Source organism: Micromonospora sp. WMMD1155, from assembly GCF_029581275.1.
Taxonomy (GTDB): Bacteria; Actinomycetota; Actinomycetes; order Mycobacteriales; family Micromonosporaceae; genus Micromonospora.
The window spans coordinates 5,486,332-5,506,867 of record NZ_CP120742.1; the positions used below are offsets into that span (position 1 = coordinate 5,486,332).

At 70.9% G+C, this 20,536-nt stretch carries 22 protein-coding genes; 11 read left to right on the plus strand and 11 right to left on the minus strand.

The window, feature by feature from the left end:
- Nucleotides 1-136: 136 nt before the first annotated feature.
- Together O7617_RS25200 and O7617_RS25205 are read left to right on the plus strand one after the other, a co-directional pair.
- On the plus strand, nt 137-898 hold the full coding sequence (locus tag O7617_RS25200) for a cyclase family protein (RefSeq protein WP_282258590.1): 762 nt from the start codon (nt 137-139) through the stop codon (nt 896-898).
- A gap of 13 nt (nt 899-911) precedes the next feature.
- Complete coding sequence (locus tag O7617_RS25205) at nt 912-2,537, plus strand: thiamine pyrophosphate-binding protein (RefSeq protein ID WP_282258591.1); 1,626 nt, start codon at nt 912-914, stop codon at nt 2,535-2,537.
- Nucleotides 2,538-2,645: 108 nt separating this feature from the next.
- Here the strand turns inward: O7617_RS25205 and O7617_RS25210 are convergent, their stop codons facing one another.
- The gene (locus tag O7617_RS25210) at nt 2,646-3,863 is read right to left on the minus strand and encodes an MFS transporter (protein WP_282264868.1); all 1,218 of its coding nucleotides are present in this window, start codon (nt 3,861-3,863) and stop codon (nt 2,646-2,648) included.
- Between the two features lie 46 nt (nt 3,864-3,909).
- Entirely contained in the window at nt 3,910-4,455 is a 546-nt protein-coding gene (locus O7617_RS25215; protein ID WP_282258592.1) for a hypothetical protein, read from the minus strand.
- A gap of 137 nt (nt 4,456-4,592) precedes the next feature.
- On the opposite strand from O7617_RS25215, the gene O7617_RS25220 reads away from it, so the two are divergent.
- A complete protein-coding gene (locus O7617_RS25220; protein ID WP_282258593.1) occupies nt 4,593-5,783 on the plus strand; it encodes an RNA polymerase sigma factor in 1,191 nt (396 codons plus the stop codon).
- Between the two features lie 87 nt (nt 5,784-5,870).
- On the opposite strand, the gene O7617_RS25225 is transcribed toward O7617_RS25220, so the two are convergent.
- Both O7617_RS25225 and O7617_RS25230 read right to left on the minus strand, forming a co-directional pair.
- Nucleotides 5,871-6,215 carry a hypothetical protein gene (locus O7617_RS25225; protein WP_282258594.1) on the minus strand — a complete coding sequence of 115 codons (345 nt, stop codon included), beginning with the start codon at nt 6,213-6,215 and terminating at the stop codon, nt 5,871-5,873.
- Nucleotides 6,216-6,630: 415 nt separating this feature from the next.
- Entirely contained in the window at nt 6,631-6,984 is a 354-nt protein-coding gene (locus tag O7617_RS25230) for a VOC family protein (protein ID WP_282258595.1), read from the minus strand.
- Nucleotides 6,985-7,137: 153 nt separating this feature from the next.
- Between O7617_RS25230 and O7617_RS25235 the strand changes: the two genes are divergently transcribed.
- The gene (locus O7617_RS25235; RefSeq protein WP_282258596.1) at nt 7,138-7,779 is read left to right on the plus strand and encodes a GNAT family N-acetyltransferase; all 642 of its coding nucleotides are present in this window, start codon (nt 7,138-7,140) and stop codon (nt 7,777-7,779) included.
- 136 nt (nt 7,780-7,915) lie between these two features.
- The gene (locus tag O7617_RS25240) at nt 7,916-8,062 is read left to right on the plus strand and encodes a hypothetical protein (protein ID WP_282258597.1); all 147 of its coding nucleotides are present in this window, start codon (nt 7,916-7,918) and stop codon (nt 8,060-8,062) included.
- Nucleotides 8,063-8,141: 79 nt separating this feature from the next.
- Here the strand turns inward: O7617_RS25240 and O7617_RS25245 are convergent, their stop codons facing one another.
- A complete protein-coding gene (locus O7617_RS25245; protein WP_282258599.1) occupies nt 8,142-8,558 on the minus strand; it encodes a hypothetical protein in 417 nt (138 codons plus the stop codon).
- A 138-nt stretch (nt 8,559-8,696) separates the two neighbouring features.
- Between O7617_RS25245 and O7617_RS25250 the strand changes: the two genes are divergently transcribed.
- From O7617_RS25250 to O7617_RS25265, 4 genes are all read left to right on the plus strand, one after another.
- The gene (locus tag O7617_RS25250; protein WP_282258600.1) at nt 8,697-9,728 is read left to right on the plus strand and encodes an NBR1-Ig-like domain-containing protein; all 1,032 of its coding nucleotides are present in this window, start codon (nt 8,697-8,699) and stop codon (nt 9,726-9,728) included.
- A gap of 197 nt (nt 9,729-9,925) precedes the next feature.
- Nucleotides 9,926-10,789 carry a peptidoglycan-binding protein gene (locus O7617_RS25255; RefSeq protein WP_282258602.1) on the plus strand — a complete coding sequence of 288 codons (864 nt, stop codon included), beginning with the start codon at nt 9,926-9,928 and terminating at the stop codon, nt 10,787-10,789.
- A gap of 53 nt (nt 10,790-10,842) precedes the next feature.
- Nucleotides 10,843-11,727: a peptidase inhibitor family I36 protein gene (locus tag O7617_RS25260; RefSeq protein ID WP_282258603.1), complete on the plus strand. Its 885-nt coding sequence runs from the start codon at nt 10,843-10,845 to the stop codon at nt 11,725-11,727.
- A gap of 6 nt (nt 11,728-11,733) precedes the next feature.
- Nucleotides 11,734-12,657, plus strand: a complete 924-nt coding sequence (locus tag O7617_RS25265; protein ID WP_282258604.1) for a SpoIID/LytB domain-containing protein — start codon at nt 11,734-11,736, stop codon at nt 12,655-12,657.
- A 60-nt stretch (nt 12,658-12,717) separates the two neighbouring features.
- On the opposite strand, the gene O7617_RS25270 is transcribed toward O7617_RS25265, so the two are convergent.
- From O7617_RS25270 to O7617_RS25280, 3 genes are all read right to left on the minus strand, one after another.
- Nucleotides 12,718-14,373, minus strand: a complete 1,656-nt coding sequence (locus O7617_RS25270; protein ID WP_282258605.1) for an RICIN domain-containing protein — start codon at nt 14,371-14,373, stop codon at nt 12,718-12,720.
- 23 nt (nt 14,374-14,396) lie between these two features.
- Complete coding sequence (locus O7617_RS25275; RefSeq protein WP_282258607.1) at nt 14,397-15,908, minus strand: family 43 glycosylhydrolase; 1,512 nt, start codon at nt 15,906-15,908, stop codon at nt 14,397-14,399.
- Nucleotides 15,909-16,116: 208 nt separating this feature from the next.
- Nucleotides 16,117-16,758: a DNA alkylation repair protein gene (locus O7617_RS25280; protein WP_348774203.1), complete on the minus strand. Its 642-nt coding sequence runs from the start codon at nt 16,756-16,758 to the stop codon at nt 16,117-16,119.
- A 151-nt stretch (nt 16,759-16,909) separates the two neighbouring features.
- On the opposite strand from O7617_RS25280, the gene O7617_RS25285 reads away from it, so the two are divergent.
- Nucleotides 16,910-17,302 carry a nuclear transport factor 2 family protein gene (locus tag O7617_RS25285; RefSeq protein ID WP_282258610.1) on the plus strand — a complete coding sequence of 131 codons (393 nt, stop codon included), beginning with the start codon at nt 16,910-16,912 and terminating at the stop codon, nt 17,300-17,302.
- Nucleotides 17,303-17,326: 24 nt separating this feature from the next.
- Here the strand turns inward: O7617_RS25285 and O7617_RS25290 are convergent, their stop codons facing one another.
- From O7617_RS25290 to O7617_RS25300, 3 genes are all read right to left on the minus strand, one after another.
- Complete coding sequence (locus tag O7617_RS25290; protein ID WP_282258611.1) at nt 17,327-18,565, minus strand: MFS transporter; 1,239 nt, start codon at nt 18,563-18,565, stop codon at nt 17,327-17,329.
- Nucleotides 18,566-18,632: 67 nt separating this feature from the next.
- Nucleotides 18,633-19,379: a phosphotransferase gene (locus O7617_RS25295; protein WP_282258612.1), complete on the minus strand. Its 747-nt coding sequence runs from the start codon at nt 19,377-19,379 to the stop codon at nt 18,633-18,635.
- A 102-nt stretch (nt 19,380-19,481) separates the two neighbouring features.
- The gene (locus tag O7617_RS25300; RefSeq protein ID WP_282258613.1) at nt 19,482-19,739 is read right to left on the minus strand and encodes a hypothetical protein; all 258 of its coding nucleotides are present in this window, start codon (nt 19,737-19,739) and stop codon (nt 19,482-19,484) included.
- A 136-nt stretch (nt 19,740-19,875) separates the two neighbouring features.
- Here O7617_RS25300 and O7617_RS25305 point away from each other — a divergent pair, with 136 nt between their 5' ends.
- Nucleotides 19,876-20,487, plus strand: a complete 612-nt coding sequence (locus O7617_RS25305) for a hypothetical protein (protein ID WP_282258615.1) — start codon at nt 19,876-19,878, stop codon at nt 20,485-20,487.
- Nucleotides 20,488-20,536 lie beyond the last annotated feature (49 nt).

The following is a 20,536-nucleotide window of genomic DNA, read 5'->3' on the forward strand; positions in this document are numbered from 1 at the left end:
GCGGCCCCACATCGACGCGCAATTTCGCGTGGCCCACGGTCCGCAGACACTCACCGACCCGGATCGGCGGTTGGCGCCGTCGACACACTGCTTTCGGACGTCCATCGTGGAGGAAGCGGCGGTGTACCGTCGCCGCATGACGGTGCTGCAGGAGTTTGTCGCCGCTCTATCCAGCGGCCGGATCGAGGTTGTCGACCTCACCGCCCCGCTCTCGGACCAGACCCCGATCCTGGGTCTGCCGGAGCAGTTCGGCCAGACCTGGCCGTTCCAGCTCAGCGAGATCAGCCGGTACGACGACCGTGGTCCGGCCTGGTACTGGAACAACTTCTCCACCGGTGAGCACACCGGCACCCACTTCGACGCCCCGGTGCACTGGGTCACCGGTCAGCAGGGCGCGGACGTGTCGCAGGTCCCGGTGAGCCAGTTGATCGCCCCGGCGGTGGTGATCGACCATACCGCCGACGCCGCCGCTGATCCTGACTTCCTGCTGGAGGTCGAGCACGTCAAGGCGTGGGAGGCCGACCACGGTGCGCTGCCCGCCGGTGGCTGGTTGCTCTACCGCACGGGATGGGACGCGTACGGCGACGACCCGCAGCGGTACGCCAACGCGGGCCGTACCCCGGGCATCTCCGTCGAGTGTGCCCGCTGGCTGGCCGAGGAGTCGCCGATCCAGGGGGTCGGGGTGGAGACGGTCGGCACCGACGCGGGCGCCGCGCACTCGTTCGACCCGCCGTTCCCGTGTCACTCGTTCCTGCTCGGCCAGGAGAAGTACGGCCTGACCCAGCTCCGTAACCTGGCGCTGTTGCCGGCGACCGGCGCGGTGGTGATCGCCGGACCACTGCCGATCGTCTCCGGATCCGGCAGCCCGTGCCGGGTCCTCGCGCTCGTCGAGCGGTAGGACCGGCCCACCGATGCGGGTAGCCGAGGTGGTCGGGCGGGTTCTCCACGCCCACGGCGCACGGTACGTCTTCGGGGTGGTCGGCAGCGGCAACTTCCACGTCACCAACGCGCTGGTGGCGGCGGGCGCCCGGTTCGTGGCGGCGGCCCACGAGGGGGGCGCGGCGAGCATGGCGGACGGGTACGCCCGCACCTCCGGCACGGTCGGCCTGCTCTCGGTGCACCAGGGTCCGGGTGTCACCAACGCGTTGACCGGTCTCACCGAGGCCGCGAAGAGTCGTACCCCGATGGTGGTCCTGGCCCCGGAGGCGACCGCGCCCCGGTCGAACTTCTTCATCGACCTGCCGGGGCTCGCCGCCGCGGTCGGGGCCGACTTCCATCGGGTACGCACGACGCACGCGGCCGAGGACGCGGGCGCGGCGTACCGGACCGCCGCCCGGGGTGCGACGGTGGTCTTGGGCCTCCCGTTGGAGGTGCAGGGCGCGGCTGTCGAACCGTGGTCCGGCCCACTTCCCGCGGTCGTGTCGACCCCGTCCGCCGCGCCGCAGGTCGAGCCGCTGCTGGCCGCGCTCGGGGCCGCTCGTCGGCCGGTCTTCATCGCGGGTCGGGGCGCCCGGTCGGCGCGCGAACCGTTGACCCGGCTCGCCGACGGGTGTGGGGCGCTGCTCGCGGTGTCGGCTGCCGCGAAGGGACTGTTCGCCGGCGATCCGTGGTACCTCGACGTGGCCGGCGGCTTCGCCACCCCGCTCGCCGTCGAGCTGATCGGCGCGGCGGACCTGGTGGTCGCGTGGGGCAGCACACTCAACATGTGGACCACCCGGCACGGCGAGTTGATCCCGCCCACCGCCGTCGTCGTCCAGGTGGATCAGGACCCGGCCGCGTTCGGGGTGAACCGTCCGGTCGACCTGACGGTGCTCGGCGAGGTGACCGCCGTCGCCGAGGCGCTGCTCGACCGGCTCGACGAAGACCCGACGGGCGTCAGCGGTTGGCGGACACCGGAGCTGGCGCGGCGGATCCGCGACCACGGCCGGTGGCGGACGGTCCCGTACCAGGATGAGGGCGACGCGGCGACGATCGACCCGAGGACCCTCTCGGCCGCCCTGGACGACCTGCTGCCGCCCGACCGCACGGTGGTGGTCGACTCCGGCAACTTCATGGGTTACCCGTCGATGTGGCTCGACGTGCCGGACGTGGCCGGGTTCTGCTTCACCCAGGCGTTCCAGTCGGTCGGGCTCGGCCTGGCCGGCGCGCTCGGCGCGGCGGTCGCCCGGCCGGACCGGCTCACCGTCGCCGCGCTCGGCGACGGCGGGTTCGTCATGTCCGCCACCGAGCTGGTGACCGCCGTCCGGCTCGCGCTGCCTCTCCTCGTGGTGATCTACGACGACGCTGCGTACGGTGCCGAGGTGCACCACTTCGGCCCGGACGGTCACCCGTTGGAGACCGTCACCTTCCCCGACACCGACCTGGCCGCGATAGCCCGTGGCTACGGCTGCGACGGGGTGACCGTCCGCGGCGTCGACGACCTAGGGCCGGTACGCGAGTGGCTCGCTGGTCCCCGTACCCGGCCACTCGTGGTCGACGCCAAGGTCTGCGCCGCGCGGGGGTCGTGGTGGCTGGAGGAGGCGTTCCGCGGCCACTGAGCCGTCGCCGTGTCTCGACCGGTGGGCACACGACGTGGGCCGACGCTGAGGCGACCGGGTGGGGTCGCGACTCCTCCGTCGACCGGGAGAAACGACGCCGGTGACCCGTTACGCGTGCCGGGGCGCGGCGAGGTCGGTGGGGGGACGGGCGGTGGTCGGCGACGGCTCGGTGTGGCCTCGCCGCCCGTCGACGGCGAGCAGCCCGAGAGCGACAAGCGTCAGCAGGCCGCCGACGAGGGCCAGCGGGCGCGCTCCCGAGGTGGACAGAAGCGCCCCGCCGAGTAGCGAGCCGCCGCAGATACCGGCGTTGAACGCGGTACTGACACCGGCCGACGCGATGTCGGTGCTACCCGGAGCCAGGTGCAGCATCCGGTTCTGCACGGCGGAGCCGAACGCGGCGTAACCGAGGCCGACCCCGGCCAGGAGAGCCGCCACGCCGGGTTGGAGCGCGCCGATCGCGTACAGGCCGAACAGCGAGGCGGTGCCGATGCTCAGCGGCGTCAGCAGGGAGACGATCGGCCAGCGGTCCAGGGTCCGCGCCGCCGCCAGGGTGCCGACGACGCCGGCCGCGCCGGAGACGAACAGCAACGGCGCCAGCATCGCGTCGGCGAAGCGGCTCACGTCGAGCAGGAACGGTGTGACGTACGTCTGCAGGGTCATGAAGCCGCCGATGCCGAGCGCGGTCGCGGCCAGCAACAGGATGAAGCGTCGCCGGTCCGGTGCCGTCCCCCGCGCCGCGCCACCGGCGGCCGGGGGATAGGAGGGGAGAAGGACGCAAACCGCTGCGGCGGTGGTAAGACCGACCGCGGCCAGCACCGCGAACGCCACCCGCCACCCGGCCTGCTGCCCGAGCCAGGTGCCCAGGGGTACGCCGAGAACCGGGGCGAGTGTCGCCCCGGCGGCGAACAGCGCCACCACCCGGCCGCGCACCGCGACGGGAAAGTGCCCGGTCACCGTCGCCGTGGCGACGGACCAGAAGAGCGCCTGCGCGAGGGCTGTCAGGAGACGGGAGCCGGCGAGGACGGCGTACGTCGGCGCGAGCGCGGCGGTGACGTTGCCGGCGGCGAACAGAAGCATCGTGACGCCGAGCAGGTGACGCCGGGGAATCCGCTGGGTGAGCCGGGCCAACGGCACCGAGGCCAGCACGACCACGATGGCGTACCCGCTGACCAGCAGACCCACCTGCGAACGGCTGCGGTCGAGATCGGGAGCGATGTGCGTCAACAGACCGACGGGCAGCAACTCGGTGGTGATGAAAGCGAACGCGCCGAGCGAGAGCGCGGCGAGCACGGCTCTGGCCCGGCGGGGCGACACCTCCGGCGTCATGGACACCCCCGTTCCTGGTCACCGTCTTCGAGGGTCCACTCCGCCCTCAGCCGGTCGGGGAGGGATCCTCCGCCCGGCGGCGTAGCTCGCGCAACACACCGTGCCGGCGCAGCGCCCACACGAGGCGCCGGACGCTGCGGTGCCGCAGGAACAGCACCGCCGCCCGATGGATCAGCCCGACGCGATCGTCGTTCACCTGGTCGTCGACAGCCTGCCAGATCAGCTCGCGCGCTCGCGCGTTGTCCAGCACCGCCCGCAGCTCGCGCCGTGCCGCAGGATCCTCGGCGGCCGAGGCGATGGCGGCAGCCTGACCCGGTCGGTCCGCGAGGGGTTCGGCCATCGCCGCGACGAGTGGCCGGCGTACCTCGTCCCGTTCCAACAACAGCAGCACCGCGTCCCGGATCTCGGTGGTGTCGAGACCGGACCGCAGTAGGCCCACCAGGCTGCGCTCGACCTCGCGGTCGTGGTCCGGATCGGACAGCGCGGCCAGCAGCACCGCCACCTCGTCGAGGTCGACGATGTGACGCACGCCGTCGCGGAATTCCGGCACGCCCCAAGCAACCTGCAGAGCCTTGACGAGATCGCGGTTCATGACCCGTGCGCTACCCGGAAGGGACGGACGCCGAAACCCGGCGAGCCGTCGGCCCTCACGCCGCAGACCGTCAGCCCTCTGCGAGAGGATCAGATCTCCCGGTTGGCTGCACCACAGACGAGGAGGCGGGTGACGACATGGACCTGGAAGACATCTACCGCGCGGAGTACGGGCGCTGCGTCGCCACCCTGACCCGCGTGCTCGGCGACATCGACCTCGCCGAGGAGGCGGTCCAGGACGCCTTCGCCACGGCCGTGCAGAAATGGCACGCCCCGCCGCCCAACCCCGGCGCCTGGATCGTGACCACCGCCCGCAACCGGGCCGTGGACAGGCTTCGCCGGGAGTCGACCCGCGAGGCCCGGCACGCCCAGGCGCTCCTGCTGAGCCACCAGGACGAGCCCCGGGAGGTGGGGCCGGTGAACGACGATCAGCTGCGACTCATCTTCACCTGCTGCCACCCGGCTCTCGCCCCCGACGCGCGCACCGCTCTCACGCTCCGCCTGCTCGGCGGTCTACAGGTGGCGGAGATCGCCCGGGCCTACCTGATTCGGGAAGCGACAGTCGCGCAGCGGATCGTGCGTGCCAAGAGGAAGATCCGCGACGCCGCCATCCCCTACCGGGTGCCCACCGAACACGAGTTACCGGAACGGCTGCCGCCGGTGCTCACCGTGCTCTATCTGATGTTCAACGAGGGCTACACGGCCACCGATGGGCCGCTGATCAGACCCTACCTGTGCACCGAGGCGATCCGGCTCGCCCGCGAGCTGGCCGTGCTGATGCCCGACGAGCCGGAGGTCCTGGGCCTGCTCGCCCTGCTGCTGCTGACCGAGGCACGCCGTGCGGCCCGGGTCGGCCCGACCGGCGACCTGGTGCTGCTGGCGGACCAGGACCGGTCCCGGTGGGACCGGAGACTCATCGCCGAGGGCCACGACCTGGTCCGCCGATGCCTGCGGGTCGACCGGCCCGGGCCGTACCAGATCCAGGCCGCGATCAACGCGGTGCACACCGACGGCGCCACCACCGACTGGCGGCAGGTCCTGGCACTGTACGACCAGCTTCTCGCGCTCACGCCGACCCCGGTCGTCGCGCTCAACCGGGCGGTCGCCGTCGCCGAGGTGTACGGGCCGGCGGCGGCCCTGGCCGCGCTGGAGGAGGTGCACCTTCCCGGCTACCACCGGTTGCCCGCCACCCGCGCGGAGTTGCTGACCCGGCTCGGCCGTGACGCCGAAGCCCGAGCCGCGTACGACCAGGCCCTGGCGCTGGTCACCAACGAGACCGAACGTGTCCACCTGCGGACGCGCCGCGCACAGCTCGCCCCCACAGGCTGACGGCCGCCCGCACCCTTTCGGAGTCCCTCGCGAGGACCCGGCGTACTCAGCCGCCGTCGAACACGTTGGCGATCTTGGCCGGGGCGTTCAGGGGCGCCGCCTGGTCCTCTCATCGTGCCCGCACCTGACGACGGATCGGGGCGCTTTGCCGTAAGTGAGGGCGCAGGTGGGCTTGGTCAGACCGAAGTACGAGCCTGCGGCGATCAACAGCCCGACACCCCACACGGTGTAGGCCGGCAGGACCTCCATGCCGAACACGCCGCCGAGGACCATCAGGAGGGTCAGCGGGAACATGAACGAGTAGAGCAGCAGCGACACCCCCGATATCCAGCCCAGCGCTGCCACCAGCCATCGGAGAGCCGTCCGGCGACGACGGTCGGCTCCCGACCCGACGAGCAGGACGGTCGCTGTCGCGAGCACCGAGACCGCCACCGGAAACCATCCCTCCGGCAGGAACGACTCGCCCGGTTCGGTGAATCGTGGAGCGCCGCGGCTCGCCCATACGGCGTGGACAACCGCGTACGCCGCCGTCCACGCCGCAGCGCCGTACGACAGCCAGGCTGATCCCCGGCCCGTTCGCCAACCTGTACGGGCGCCTCTGGTCACAGAACCCACCATCGCGGTCGCCGGGTCGCGTCACGTCCCCCACGCGGGTGAGCCACGTCCCGCCCGAGCGGGAAGGCCGCCGTCGCCCGGCCCACCCGCTGACGATCGGCTGAGGTGCCGCCGACCGCGTACCCTCACTGGTTCTCCGCGACCTGAATGATCGTCTTGCCGGGTGTGCGGCGGCGACGGGCGAACGCGTCGGCCGTCTCGGGCTTCGCCCCACCCGGTCGTCCGGCCCGCCTCAGGAGTGGTGCGCCGCGACGTTGATGACGCTGCCGTCCGGGGCGCGGACGAAGAACCTGCGCACGCCCCACGGCTCGGTGGTCAGCGGGTGCACGATCTCGTAACCGAGTCGCTGCGCCTCCGCGTAGGCGCCGTCCACGTCGTCCACCTGCGCGCTGATGACCGAGTCTTCGGGCGCGGACGCGTCGCCGGAGACGAGCTGCACGGCCACGTCGGAGTCGGGCGACGTGTAGCGGGCCACCCAGCCCAGGTTGAACTCCTCGGTGCTCAAGCCGAGGAAGTCGGTGTAGAAGCCCTTCGCGGTGCTGACGTCGGCCACCGGAAGGTTGGGCAGAATGCGGATGACTCGCACGCGGACCTCCAGCTCAGGCGATCGGGACCTCATTATCCGGACAACGCCGACGAGACCGCACGGCGCGACCGTAGCGGCGGAGCCGCATATCATCGACCCGCTTCGGAAGCGGCCGAGCCGAGACGCCGCATCGGGGACCGAGGAGCAGATCACATGCAGCGCACGCTGGCAGACATCCTGGAGGCGGCGGCGCACGGCGCCTTCCCGCCGCCGGACGGCGGGACCACCGTGGTGCCGCAGCCTTGTCGCCGCGACGCCGGAGTCATCGCCTTCACCGGCCACTCGGTGGTGTTCACCGACGAAGACCCCCGATGGGTACGTCGTACGTTGGCCGCTGTCGCCTGCGACCCTCTGGCGGCCACCATGAATCCGCGTTTCCTGGCCGCGCTGCTCGACCGCACCGGGCGGTCGATGGACACGATCGACCTGCTGACCGTGGCGAGCGGCCTCGCCGGGGACCCGCCCCTGCGGCTCACCGAACTCACCGACACCGATCATCCCCGCGAGGCCAGGGCACGTCGCCGCCGTACCGACGTGCGCCTCTGGGCAGCCGATGGTGGGGTGATCGTTCTCGGCCGGGGGGTGGCCGGCCGCTGGGAGGTGGCGATCGAGGTCGACGACGAGCGTCGCCACCGGGGCCTGGGGAGGGTGCTGGCGACCGCCGCGCGACACCTGGTACCGGACGGTCAGCCGCTCTGGTCCCAGCAGGCCGCCGGCAACTCGCGCAGTGTGCGCGCCTTCCAGGCGGCCGGGTTTCGACCGGTCGGAGCCGAAGCGCTGCTCCTCGGGGCGTAGGCGGCGCACGGCAGATGCCGTGCCGACCACTGTGGACCTGCTGAGGATCGGCGGCAGGTTTCCGCGATCACGGTCGGGGGCATCTCGGCGGGCGAGTTCCACATCCGCCAGTGATCCCCTGATCGAGGAGACCCATATGTCCGCCCAGGCCTTTCTCTACATCCTCGCCGTCATCCTGATCGTGCTCGCGGCCCTGCCGCTGCCCACCCGGGGTGTCTCGCTCGCGCTCCTGGGTGCCGCGTGCGCCCTGCTCGCGTACGCCTGGCCGGTGATCACCGCCTGACCGGGGGACGGCGCGCGGCCCGGCGGGGGGACCGCCGGGCCGCGTTCGGCCGGTCACCCGACCCGCAGTGGTACGGCGGTCAGCAGCGCACCTCGGTCTCCTTCTGCGCGACGTCCGAGATCCCGCCGAGCGCCCGGGTGCACACCGACAGGGTGTCGGCGCCCAGGGACCAGACCTCCTTGCCGCTCGAACACTGCAGGTCGCGGAGGGTGCTTCCGGTCACGATCGAGGTGCAGACCTGGTACGAGCCGTGGGTTTCCCGATACTGCTGCCACACGTACGTGTACGCGTAGTTCTTGCCGCAGCCCTTGTACTGCTTGACCGAAGCGGCGGTCTGGCCGCCCACGGTGACGTACGCGGTCGCGCCGATCTGCACCGAGCCCACACAGCGCGGGTTGGTCTCGGCGTGGGCCGGTCCGGCGAACGCCAGCGTCGCGGGCACCGCCAGCCCGACCGCCGCGAGGATGCGCACACCACGTCGGGAGAGCTTCTTCATCGGTGACCTCCTTCAATGCACCGGGACCGTGGAGCCCGGTGTCGTCGATGCACCACATTGATCGCGGCCATCGCCCGTTCGGTAGCCTCTGACACGCTCTGACAACGCCTGACGACGCCGTCTGACATGGGGGAGTGGATGAAGGCCCAGCGTGCCGCAACGGATGGAGTCCAGGACCGATCGGCCGCCGGTAGGTTCGCCGAACAGTTGCGGGCACTGCGATCCGCGGCCGGCGACCCGTCCTTCCGCAAGATGGCCGGTCGGTCGGGCCGGATCTCGCACACCACGTTGCACGAGGCCGCTGCCGGGACCAGGTTCCCCTCCTGGGAGACCACCCGGGAGTTCGTCCGAGCCTGTGAGGCGGACGAGGCCCTGTGGCGACGCAGGTGGGAGGAGGCGCAGCGACCGGCCTCGGCCCACGGCATCCCGGCCGACGACCCCGCGTCGGACGGATCCGCGTCGGCGGCCGACGTGGGAGCCGAGCCCACCGGGACCGGCGCCGAGACCGCCGGCGACCCGGAGCCGTCGACGATCCACGGGCGATCGATGACGGGTGACGCCCCGTCGTCGGCGGAGTATGCGAGCGACCTGCGGATCGGCGACTACCCGCCGGTCGAGGAGGAGGCCGGAGCGCGCCGGAGCCGTTCGCCGTGGCTGGCCGCCGCGGCGGTGGTCATGGTGGTGGCGATCGTCGCCGTCCTGGGCGTGACCCTGCGGGACCTCTCGTCGCGCGACGGCTGGGGCACCCCTGCCGCGTCGGCGTCGTCGGCCTCGTCGCTGTCGCCGTCGTCGTCGGCGTTCTCGGACTCGTTGATCGCCGGCGACTCGAGCAAGTTCGTCGCGGACGTCACCATCCCCGACGGCACGCGAGTGAAGGTGAACACCACGTTCGTGAAGGTGTGGGCCCTCGCGAACGTGGGGAAGGTCGTCTGGCACAACCGTTACCTGGCGCGGACGAACCCGACCGCCGACGCCGACGGTTGCCAGGTGCCGGAACGGGTCGCGATCGGCGACACGCCGCCCGGTGAGCAGGTGATGATCAGCGTTCCGGTCACCGCTCCGAGCCGTCCCGGGAAGTGCTGGGTCAGCTGGAAGATGGTCGACGAGAACGGGCAGGAGTTCTTCCCCACCCGCCGACCGGTGTACTTCATGGTCACCGTCACGGCCTGAGCGCGCCCGCGAGCGGCGTCAGGGGGCGACCCCCGCACTGTCAGTCCCGGGCGCCCGCAAGCTGACAACACCGCATTCATCCAGGTCGGCGACGGCCTGACGAATCTGACAGGCCAACGGGGTACCGAACAGCAGGTGCCTCCTCGCACTGTGATGTCCGTCCCAACGCGACTCATCACCTACGAGGAGGATCGACAGTGCGCCGTCCCTGGTTGACCGTCGGGCTCGCCGCGCTCTGTGTGGCGGCGAGCGTCCCGGCCCACGCATCGGCCGCGACACCCGACGCCACCGCCCAGCGGGCCGTCACCACCGCGGCGCTGCCGGTGGTGAACATGGAGGCCACCGTCCTGGCCGCCCAGATCGACCCGCGCCGCGCCGACGACACGCTGACCCCGGGCGCGAAGAGTTCCGTGCTCGCCGTCGAGCAGGCGCTCCAGGCCCGGAACCTGCTCGACGCGCAGTGGGTCGACGGCTACTTCGGCACCGTCACCATCTCGGCGTACGCCGCCTACCAGCGGTCGCTCGGTTACACCGGCCTCGCCGCGAACGGGCTGCCCGGCAGGACGTCGCTGACCAAGCTCGGGCAGAACCGGTACACCGTCGGCAACCCGATCGGCCCGGGTGCCAAGGTCCAGCGCGACGGGTACGTCGTCAACGCCCGTACGCAGGCGATGCTGGCCGAGGCCCAACGTCTGCTCGGGTACGCCCTGGTGCTCGAACAGGGCTCGTACAACCCCGGGGGTGATCCGACCTCGGCCGGCACCCACGACGGCGGTGGTGTGGTGGACATCGCGGTCACCGGCATGACCGCCGCCGAGCGCACCGCCGTGGCCCGAGCCCTCCGCCAGGTCGGCTTCGCCGCCTGGGTGCGCAACCCGAGTCAGGGCGACTGGCCGTGGCACATCCACGCCACGGCGATCAACGACACGGACCTGTCCAGCCAGGCGCAGCACCAGGTCGGGGACTACTACCTCGGCCTGAACGGCCTGGCCAACCAGGGCCCCGACGACGGCCCCCGGATCCCGATCAGGACCTGGGAGCAGTACCAGCGCGGGCAGTGACCCGCACCCGATCACCTGCGTCAACCGACGCGAACCGTCCACGAGAGGACACCATGAACATCCGTAAGAGCCTCGCCGCCGCCGGCGTCGCGCTGGCCGCGACCACCTCGATCCTCAGCGTCGCATCGCCCGCGTCGGCGGCGGCCCGTGACGGGGTCTGCGACAGCGGCGAATTCTGCTACTACTACAACAGCGGCAACGCCGGATCGATCTCGGACTTCACCGGATCGCTCGACGACTACGGCACCGAGCAGCCCACCTGCTACGACTTCAAGGGCGCCGGCGCCGGCAAGGGCCTGTGCATCAAGAACGAGGCCGCCTCGGTCTGGAACCGCAGCACCAAGACCGTACGCGTCTACTACAACAGCGGATACGCCGGTTCGTACCAGGACTTCGCGGCCGGCGCGAAGGGAAACCTCAACGCCACGCTGAAGAACAACAACGCCTCCCACCAGTTCTCGCCGTCGACGCGCACGAACCTGTCGTACGCCCTGTACCAGGCCAGCGGCGGCGTGGTCACCTGCGCCTTCGACGGGTACACCACCACGCCCGGGCGGCACGAGGGCATCGACATCGCCCGCAGCGTCGGGTCGGACGTGCGTGCCCTGGTCTCCGGAACGGTCACCTACGTCGCGCGGGGCAACACCGGCAGCGGCGGCCTGTCCACGATCTCCGTCTACAACTCCTCGCTCAACAAGACGGTGATCTACCTGCACACCGCGCCGAGGTCCGGGGTGGGCGTGGGCGACGCCATCAGCAAGGGCCAGATCATCGCCGACGAGTCGTGGCACGGGGTGTCCTCCAGCTCGGCCGCGCACACCCACGTCGAGGTCCGGGCCGGCCGGCAGACCCACGCGGCCGTCAGCGTCGGCGACCCCACCCTGGACAACGCCGACCCGACCGCGTTCTGGAACTCCCAGGGCTACAACGAGAAGTAGGCCACCGTGAATCTCCGCAAGGGCCTCGCCGCCGTCGGCGCCGTCCTCGCCGTGTCCACCTCCATCCTGAGTGTCGCCTCGCCGGCAGCGGCAGCCGCACGGGACGGAACCTGCGACAGCGGCGAGTTCTGCTACTACTACAACAGCAACCAGGCCGGGTCGGTCTCCGACTTCACCGACTCCCTGGACGACTACGGCACGACCCAACCGACCTGCTACGACTTCAAGGGCGCGGGCAACGGCAAGGGCCTGTGCGTGAAGAACAACGCCGCGTCGGTGTGGAACCGGACCGGTAGGACCGTGCGGGTCTACTTCAACAGCAACTTCGCCGGTGCGAGCCAGGACTTCGCGTCCGGGGCGAAAGGCAACCTCAACGCCACGCTGAAGAACAACAACGCCTCGCACGAACTGCTGAGCGGACCGACGGGATGCAGCACCGACGGCACCAACAGCAAGCTGCCGAGCACCATCCTGGTCTACCGGGTCGGGCTCGGCCGCGTCGACCGGGTCGACTTCAAGACGTACGTCAAGAACGTCCTCCCGAACGAGTGGATCACGAGCTGGCCGAACGCCTCGCTGGACGCCGGGGCCGTGGCCGTCAAGAGCTACGCCTGGTACTGGGCGTTGCACTCGACCCGCAAGACCCCCGGCGGACAGTGCTACGACGTCCGTGACGACACCGGGGACCAGGTCTACCGGCCGTCGTCGGCGCAGGCCTCGACGTCCTCCGCGGTGGACCGCACCTGGTCGACCCGGCTGAACCGGAGCGGCAACATCCTGCGGGCGCACTACTGCGCGACGACCACCGCCTGCGGTGGTTGGGTGGACGGGGACTGGCTGTCCCAGTACGGCTCCCGTGACCTCGCCAACGAGGGCCGGACCTACCAGGCGATCCTGCGCTACTACTACCGCGACGTGGTCGTCTCCTGAGGCCACCAGCCGCCCGCGCCGCCCGCCGCGGATCCGCGGCGGGCGGCACGCCGGTGGGCGTCAACACCAGGTCAGCGTCGAGTTGATCCGCGTGACGTTGCTGATCGTGTTGTTGGCGCCACCGCAGGGGTTCTGGGTGATGTTGGTGCCGCTGACGGTCAGGTTCTGGAACCGGATGCCGGAGGAGATCGGGAACTCCGTCCGCGACGCGATCCTCACCTCGCCGCCACCCGTCACCGTGCCGGACACCCCGGCGATGACGACGTTGTAGCAGTTCTCCACCAGGATCGAGTTGTTCCCCGTGTTCGAGATGGTCACCCGGTCGATGACCGCGCCACCGGACTCGGACACACAGAAGATCCCCCGGCCACCCCCGGACGCGATCACGGTCCCGACCCGGATGTTGGTCGGGTACGAGCTGCCCACCCGACCGTTGCGGTTGGCCATCCGGAACGCGGCGTAGCCGGTGCCGGCCCCGGCGTTCTGCGCGTCGACGGTGCCCACCGTGGCGTTGATCGTGTCGTTGAGCAGCAGGCCGGAGTCCCTGGTGTTCCGTGCCGTGACCGTGCCGATGGTCAGGCCGTCCACCCCGTACGTCTCCACACCGTGGGTGCCGGTCCCCGACACGTAGACGGTGTCGATGCGGATGTTGCGCACCTTGACCGCCCGGTCCCCACCGTGGTTGTCGATGCGGATGCCCAGGCCCGAGGAGAGCCGCATGTCGATCTGCCCGAGGGTCAGGTTGTTCACGTTGCGCATGAAGATCCCGTACAGCGGCGACCCGGTCAGCGTCAGGTTCTGCACCTCGACGTCGGTGGTGCCGCGCGAGTAGACCGGCGCCTGGTCTCCCGACCCCGAGCCGGTCACGTTGATCGTGCCGCACACCGCCAGGGTCGTGTACGACGGCAGCGACAACCGCGAACCCGCGCTCACCGACCCGGAGCCGCGCACCACCACCCGCTGCTTCGACGTCCGACCCGCCGACAGCGAGTTGACCGCCGCCTGCATGGCCGACAACATGTCCGAACCCGAGTAGACGGTCGACGAGCCGTTGCGGGCGGTCCAGGTGCTCCCGTTCAGGACGGCCTCGGCGTTCGTCGATCCGCTGCCGCAGCCGGTGGTCGGCGGTGTGCTGCCGCCGCCCACCGCGACCAGTTGCCACTGCTGGTTCGGGCCGTTGAGGTCGGCGTACTGACTGACCCGGCCGCCGTCGGCGGTGGACCGCTCCCAGACCTCCAGTGCCTTGGCGGAGTGGCGGTTGATGAGCCGGACGGAGCCGCCGTCCGAGTCGAGGACCTGGAACTGCTGGTTGGTGCCGTTGGTGTCGGGCCACTGCCGGTACTCGGCGCCGTCGGCGGTGTTCCACTCCCAGAGGTCGACGACCTTCCCGCTGTGCCGGGCCTTGAGGCGGTAATAGCCGCTCCCGGAGGAGACGAACTGGAACTGCTGCCACGCGCCGTCGTTACGGGACCACTGCTGGATCACCGCGCCGTCCGCCGTCGAGGTGTCCCGGACGTCGAGCACCTTGCCGCTGTGCCGGTTGACCAGGACGTAGTAGGCGTTGGTGTCGATGGTCGCCGCCGCTGCCGGCGGCGCGGCGACCAGCACGGCGGCGGCCGCGCCGACCAGCGCGGTGATCATGGCCAGCACCAGGCCGGTACGCCCCGCACGGCGGACCGGCTCAGCGGTGGACGGCCTTCTGGTGAAGAGAGGCATGGGTTCTCCTGCCTGGTGGGTGGCTATTCGAGGTGGAAGGTGGCGGAGCCACGCTCGGCTGTCGAGCTCACCGGCTCCAGGTAGAGCATCCCGTCGCGGTGGCGCACGTACCGCCCGGGGAAGTTCTGCGACTCCAGGGAGAGGCCGTCGCTCGCGGCCAGGCCGGGTCGCCGTTGGAAGCTGGCGTCGTTGCCGAAGAGCGACGACCCGTCGCTCCTCTCGACGTACAGCGCATAGCCCCGGTGACGCAGGTAGTAGCCGGGGAAGTTGGTCGACTCCAACGACACCGAGCCGCCGCCGGCGAGGCCGTTGACGATGCGGAACTGGGAGTCGGCCAGGTTGGTGACGTTCGGCTCGATGCGGGCCCGGTAGTCGTAGTGCCGTACGAAGCTGCCGTTCAGGTCGTGTGCCCGCAGCCGGACCGGGGTGGCCCCGTCGGGCACCGGGATGCCGAAGTTCGGGGTGCCGTCCGCGTTCCAGTACAGCTTCTGCAGTCTGGTCCGCCGGTTCGGGTCGTTCAGTGGATCGCCGCTGATGTCCCGGTAGCTGCGGTCGTGGTAGACGAGGATGTCGCTCTGCCCGTCCTCGGAGACGGTGAACGAGTTGTGGCCGGGGCCGTACTGGCTGGTGGCCGCGTTGCTGGCGAACACCGGGGCGGGGCTCTTGCTCCACGAGGCGGCGTCGAGCAGGTTCGCGGTGGCGGAGGCGGTCAGCATCCCCAGGCAGTAGTTGGCGTCGGTGGCGCTGGCCGAGTAGGTCAGGAAGACGCGGCCGTTGCGCTGGATCACCGCCGGCCCCTCGGCGACCCGGTAGCCGCGGGTCTCCCAGTCGTACGTCGGCACGACGAGCCGGGTCACCGTGCCGGTGATCTGCCAGGGGTTGGCGCCCATCCGGGCGAGGTAGACGTTGGAGTTGGTGGAGATGCCCGGCTCCTGCTGTGCCCAGGTCAGGTAGCGCACCCCGTTGACGACGAAGGTCGAGGCGTCGAGGCTGAAGGTGTCCCAGGGTGTCGTGATCCGGCCGCGTTCGGTCCACGACCCGTTCAGCGGATTCGCGTTGGCGTTCTCCAGCACGTACATCCGGATCCGCCACACGTCGTCGGTGCGTCCCGCGGCGAAGTAGACGTACCACCTGTTGTTTATAAAGTGGATCTCCGGAGCCCAGATGTGGGCGCCCATCTCCCCGCTGGTGTGCCGGGTCCAGATCGTCGTCTCGGCCGCCGTCGCCAGCCCCTGCAGGGTGGTCGCCCGGCGCAGCACGATCCGGTCGTACTGCGGCACTGTCGCGGTCAGGTAGTAGTAGCCGTCGGTGTGCCGGAAGATGTGCGGATCGGCCCGCTGGTTGACCAGGGGGTTGGTGTAGTTCACGGCCGGTGCGGCCTGCGCCGGTCCGCCGACCGGCAGCCCGGCCGTCACGGCGAGCACCACCAGCGCGGCCACCACCACCGACCGTAGCCGGCGGGAGCAGCGGCCGGCTGGCGCGGAACGAACTGCTGGGCGGAGGACCGGACCGGTGCGGGGGAGTGGCAGCGACATCTGTCCTCCGTGCGGTTGGTGAGCGTCCGAACGACGCCACCCGGGGACGGTCGACCGACGGCATCCCGCCAGGAAGAAGCGTGAGTGGGCGAGGGAGACATGACGATGGTGTTACGTCGAGGTGGCGAACCAATGTTCGCGTTAACATCGATGTGTGTCAAGGCCTCGACGGGGCTCTACGCCATCGTGCACCCGGAGGAGGCCCTGCTCAGGCGTGCGCTCGACGTACCATTTCGTTGATCCAGACTGGCGCGTACGGGGATGTGCACCCCGGGGAGGTCGGGTAGTCCTTGAGGACCGCCAGGCGTTCGCCGATGTCGATCGCGCGGGCGCGGTACGCGGCGTGTTCGATCCCGATCTGGGCCAGGCAGTGGTTCATCGCCCACTGGAGGCGATCCGGCGCGTCCCTCATCTCGCTCTCGATGACGTCGAGTAGTCCCGGGAGGTCGAGGCTCTCGGGCTTCTTCGTCACGCGCTCCGTGGTCAGCGCCCAGCCGGCGCTCGCGACCACCGGATCCGGATCAGCACACCAGGCCAGGCGCAGCTCCTCGGAGTGCGGGCTCTTCTTCACCACGTAGTTCACGAGCCAGTCGTGCACCTTGGGCGCGCGTGCCTCGCGCAGCATCGTGTCCAGCTCGGCACGCCCGAACGCCCTGGGGCGGCAGATCAGGATCGACAGCAGTCTCGCCGCGGTGTCGTCGGTCTTCCAGAGCCGGCACGCGAGTTCCTGTTGCGTCTTCAGCCGCTTCGCGAGCGCACGAAGCTTGCCGAGGTGCACACCGTGATCGTCACCGTGTTTCGCGTTCACCTCGCGCGTGCGGGGGTCCTCCAGTGCGGCCAGTTCGGCCATCACCTCGGCCGCCACCGGGTCGATGGGCGTCGTCGCGGTCACCAGAGCAGCTTACGTCGGAGTCGGCCCCCGGTGACCTGCGGCTTGTCGGTTCCGGGCTGCCTGTCGGTTCCGGCTGGTCCGCCGTCCGCCGAATGGCACAGTGATGTCCATGGACAGGAAGTACGTCAGCGAGTGGCTCGCCGCCTACGAGCGGGTGTGGCGGACGCCGGGCACCAACGACCTGGTCACCCTCTTCACCGAGGATGCGAGCTACCAGCAGGGGCCGTACTGGACGCCCGTCGTCGGCCTGCCGGCCATCGCGCAGCTGTGGGAGAAGCAGCGCAAGGGCCCCGACGAGGTGTTCCAGATGACCACCGACATCGTCGCGGTCGAGGGCGACACCGCGGTGTCGCGTCAGGAGGTCCGCTACGGCGACCCGGTCGACCAGGAGTACCGCGACCTGTGGATCATGCGGTTCGCCGAGGACGGGCGGTGCCGGGCGTTCGAGGAATGGCCGTTCTGGCCGGGCCTTCAGCCGACCGCATCTCCGGACGGCTCGTGACCGAGGTGTCGACGAACGGGCGGCTCACACCGGGGCCTCGACCGGCTTCGGAGCCGCGTCGAGCGGCAGGTCGCGCATCCGGCGGATCGGGGTCGACAGGTAGATGATCGGGGACAGCACGGTGAGCGCCCCGAAGAGCAGCAGGGTGGTACGAGCACCGAGTGGCCCGGCCAGGATGCCGGCCAGCAGGCCCCCGAGGGGGATGGCGCCCCAGGAGACGAACTTGACGGTGGCGATCACCCGGGACAGGAGTTCCGGTGGGCTGGCGATCATCCGGTAGGTGCGGGTGGTCACGCTGAGCACCACCGAGGAGACGGCGAGGATGATGTTGCCGGCGGCGAAGGCGAGGTAGCCGGCGGTGCCGGTGCCGAGCGGAATGATGAGCGCGCCGGGTACGCCGACGAAGGCCGCGATGATCAGGCCGCGTGCGGTGCCCACCCGGTGCGTGAACCGGGTCGTCACCGCGGCGCCGATGAGCGTGCCGAGGCCGTCGGCGGCGAGGAGCAGCCCGACCAGCAGCGGCGATGCGTGCAGCTCACGCACCAGGTAGAACGGGAAGAGCGCGAGCATCGCGCCGTTGACGAAGTTCGTCGCGGTGGCGTCCCACATGGCCGGTCCGATGATCGGGTGGCGGAGCACGTAGTGCCAGCCCTCCCGGATCATCGTGACCATCGGCGGACGCTCGGCCGGTCGCTGCACCCGTCGGGCGGGGAGGGTGCGCAGCAGGACGGCGGAGATCACGTAGCTGACGGCGTCCACGAACAGCGTCGGCGCGGCACCCAGCACCTGCACCGCGAGGCCGCCCATCGAGGGCCCGCCGAGCTGGGTGACGGCGTGCGTTCCGGAGTTGAGGCTGTTGCGCGCCTGCAACTGCGTCGCGGGCACGATCTCCGGCAGGAAGGTCTGGTTGGCCACGTCGAACAGCACGTTGGCGAAGCTCACGACCAGGGCGACCGCGATCAGTTGGGTCACCGTCAGGGCGTCGAACCACCAGGCCAGGGGGACGGACGCGACGGCCAGGGCCCGGACCAGGTCCAGCGCCACCTGCATGCCGCGCAGCGGTACCCGCTGCACGACCACCCCGGCCGGCAGGCTGATCAGAAGGTACGCGAGGTAGCCGGCCGCCGTGATCAGACCCATCTCGAAAGCCGACGCGTCCAGGACGGTCAGTGCGGTCAGCGGCAGGGCCACCCCGCCGACCGCCGAGCCGAGGTGACTCGTCGTGCTGGCGCCCCACCAGCGCCAGAAAGCAGTAAGTCTCATAATGGAACTGACCATAGTGGGTGACGCGGTTCGAGGCGACCCCGCCCACAGGCCTGACGTGACTCCTCTACCGATCCCGCATCCGGGATCTCAGCACGTCGAATTCGCACCCCGGCGCATCCGGATCGAAGCCGTGCCCGATCAGCCAGCGCGACGCCACCAGGCTGCGCAGTGACCACCAGGCGCGGATCACCTCCCGGTCCGCGCCGGCGCCGTAGCCGGCAAGCAGGTCGTCCAGGCGTTCCTCGTGTCCGAGCGTCAGGGTGGCGAGGTCGAACATGCCATCACCGGGGGCCGCCTCGGACCAGTCGATGACGCCGGTGACCTCGTCGCCGTCGACGAACACGTGGGTGATCTGCAGATCGCCGTGGACGAAAACCGGGTTCCACGGCCGCAGCGCGACCTCGGCGATCTCGCGGTTGCGACGGATCACCTCGGCGGGCAGCACGGCGTTGGCGAGCAGCCACGCGCACTCGCTGTCGAGCTCGGCTGCCACGTCGTCGAGCCGGCGTCCCGGCCAGGGCGGCAGCGGCGCGTCGTGCAGCCTCCGTACGGCGGCACCCACCGCAGCCCACGCCGCGGGCGACGCGGGCGACGGTTCGCCGAGGAGGCCGAGCGCCCGGCCGGGCGCGGCGGCGATGGCGAGCACGGGCGGCTCGTGCCAGAGGATCGCCGGGGTCGGAATCGGTGCCATGGCCATCGCCCGTATCTCGACGTCGGCGTGCGCCGGGTTCCCATCGACCTTGAGGAACACGTCGCCGACGCGGAGCGTCGCCCGCTGCCGGTGGGCGACGACGACTTCGACCTCGTCCATACCGACAATCCTGGCGGGGACGGCCGCCGATGTCGCCGGACTTTCGCCGGTGCCGGGACGCGATGCGCCCCGTCCACGGGTGGACGGGGCGCATGGTCGGTGTCAGTCGGATTCGGACGTCGACGTCGGGGCGCCGGCTACCTCGATCCGGGGTGACCGGTCCGGTGGAAGGTGGGCGAGGTCGGCGATGACGACCACGTCCACTTCACCATCGACCATCTTCTGCTCGACGGTCTCCCAGGGTGCCCGGACGATTCCTTTCAACCGGTAGTCGTGTTGCCGAAGGTGCGAGAGACACACTGCGACGGCGGGCTCCGACGGCTCGATGTCCGCGGGGATCCAGATGACGGCTATTTCCATGACCTCTCCTGATCAACGTCGTGGACGCGGCTGAGTGATCAGGAGTCGTTGGGGCGGTGGCGGCCCGCGCTCCACCGGCCGGCTCGTGGCGCGCAGGTCGACGGCGGCCACGGTGAACCCTCGGGAGGGAGGCGGGATGGGCGGTGGGGGTTCGGCAGCCGACGTCGGCGCGTCGACACCGTTGGCGCCGGGGCCGCTCGGTGCGGTGGCCAGCGCCAACACGAATGCCGGTGGCCCCGGATCGGGGCGCGCGGGCGGGCCCGGCGTCGACGCCGCGGCGGCGACCATCGCCGCTCGCGCCCGGCCTCCCGGCCGGGTTCGGCCGCCGACGGTGTCGTGGAAGCCGCCGCGCGTCACCGTCGCTGGCGGCAAGTGTGACGGTGACGGCGACGGCGACGGTGACGACGACCGGGTCGGTCGGGCAGTCGGGGAGGTCGAGCGGGACGCCGCGCGGGCGCTGGGCGAAGCCGGCGTGGGCGCTCGAGGCGGCAACTCGGGAGTCACATCGGAGGGTTCGACCGACGTCGAGGGCAGCGGAACCGTCGGTAGCGGCAGCCGGACGGACGACGGCAGGGGGACTGCCGAGGGCAACGGCAGGGGGATGTCGGACGGTAGCGGCAGCGGGACGGCGGATGGCAGCGGTAGGGCGACGGTCAGGGGTGACTCGACCACGTGCGGCAGCAACGCCGAGACCATGGTGGGAGACGTGGCGGCATCCGCCGGGCGGAGACCGCTCGGCGACGGCTGATACGCGTGGGCGGGGTCGGCACCCACTGCCGCACCGAGTGCCACCGCGC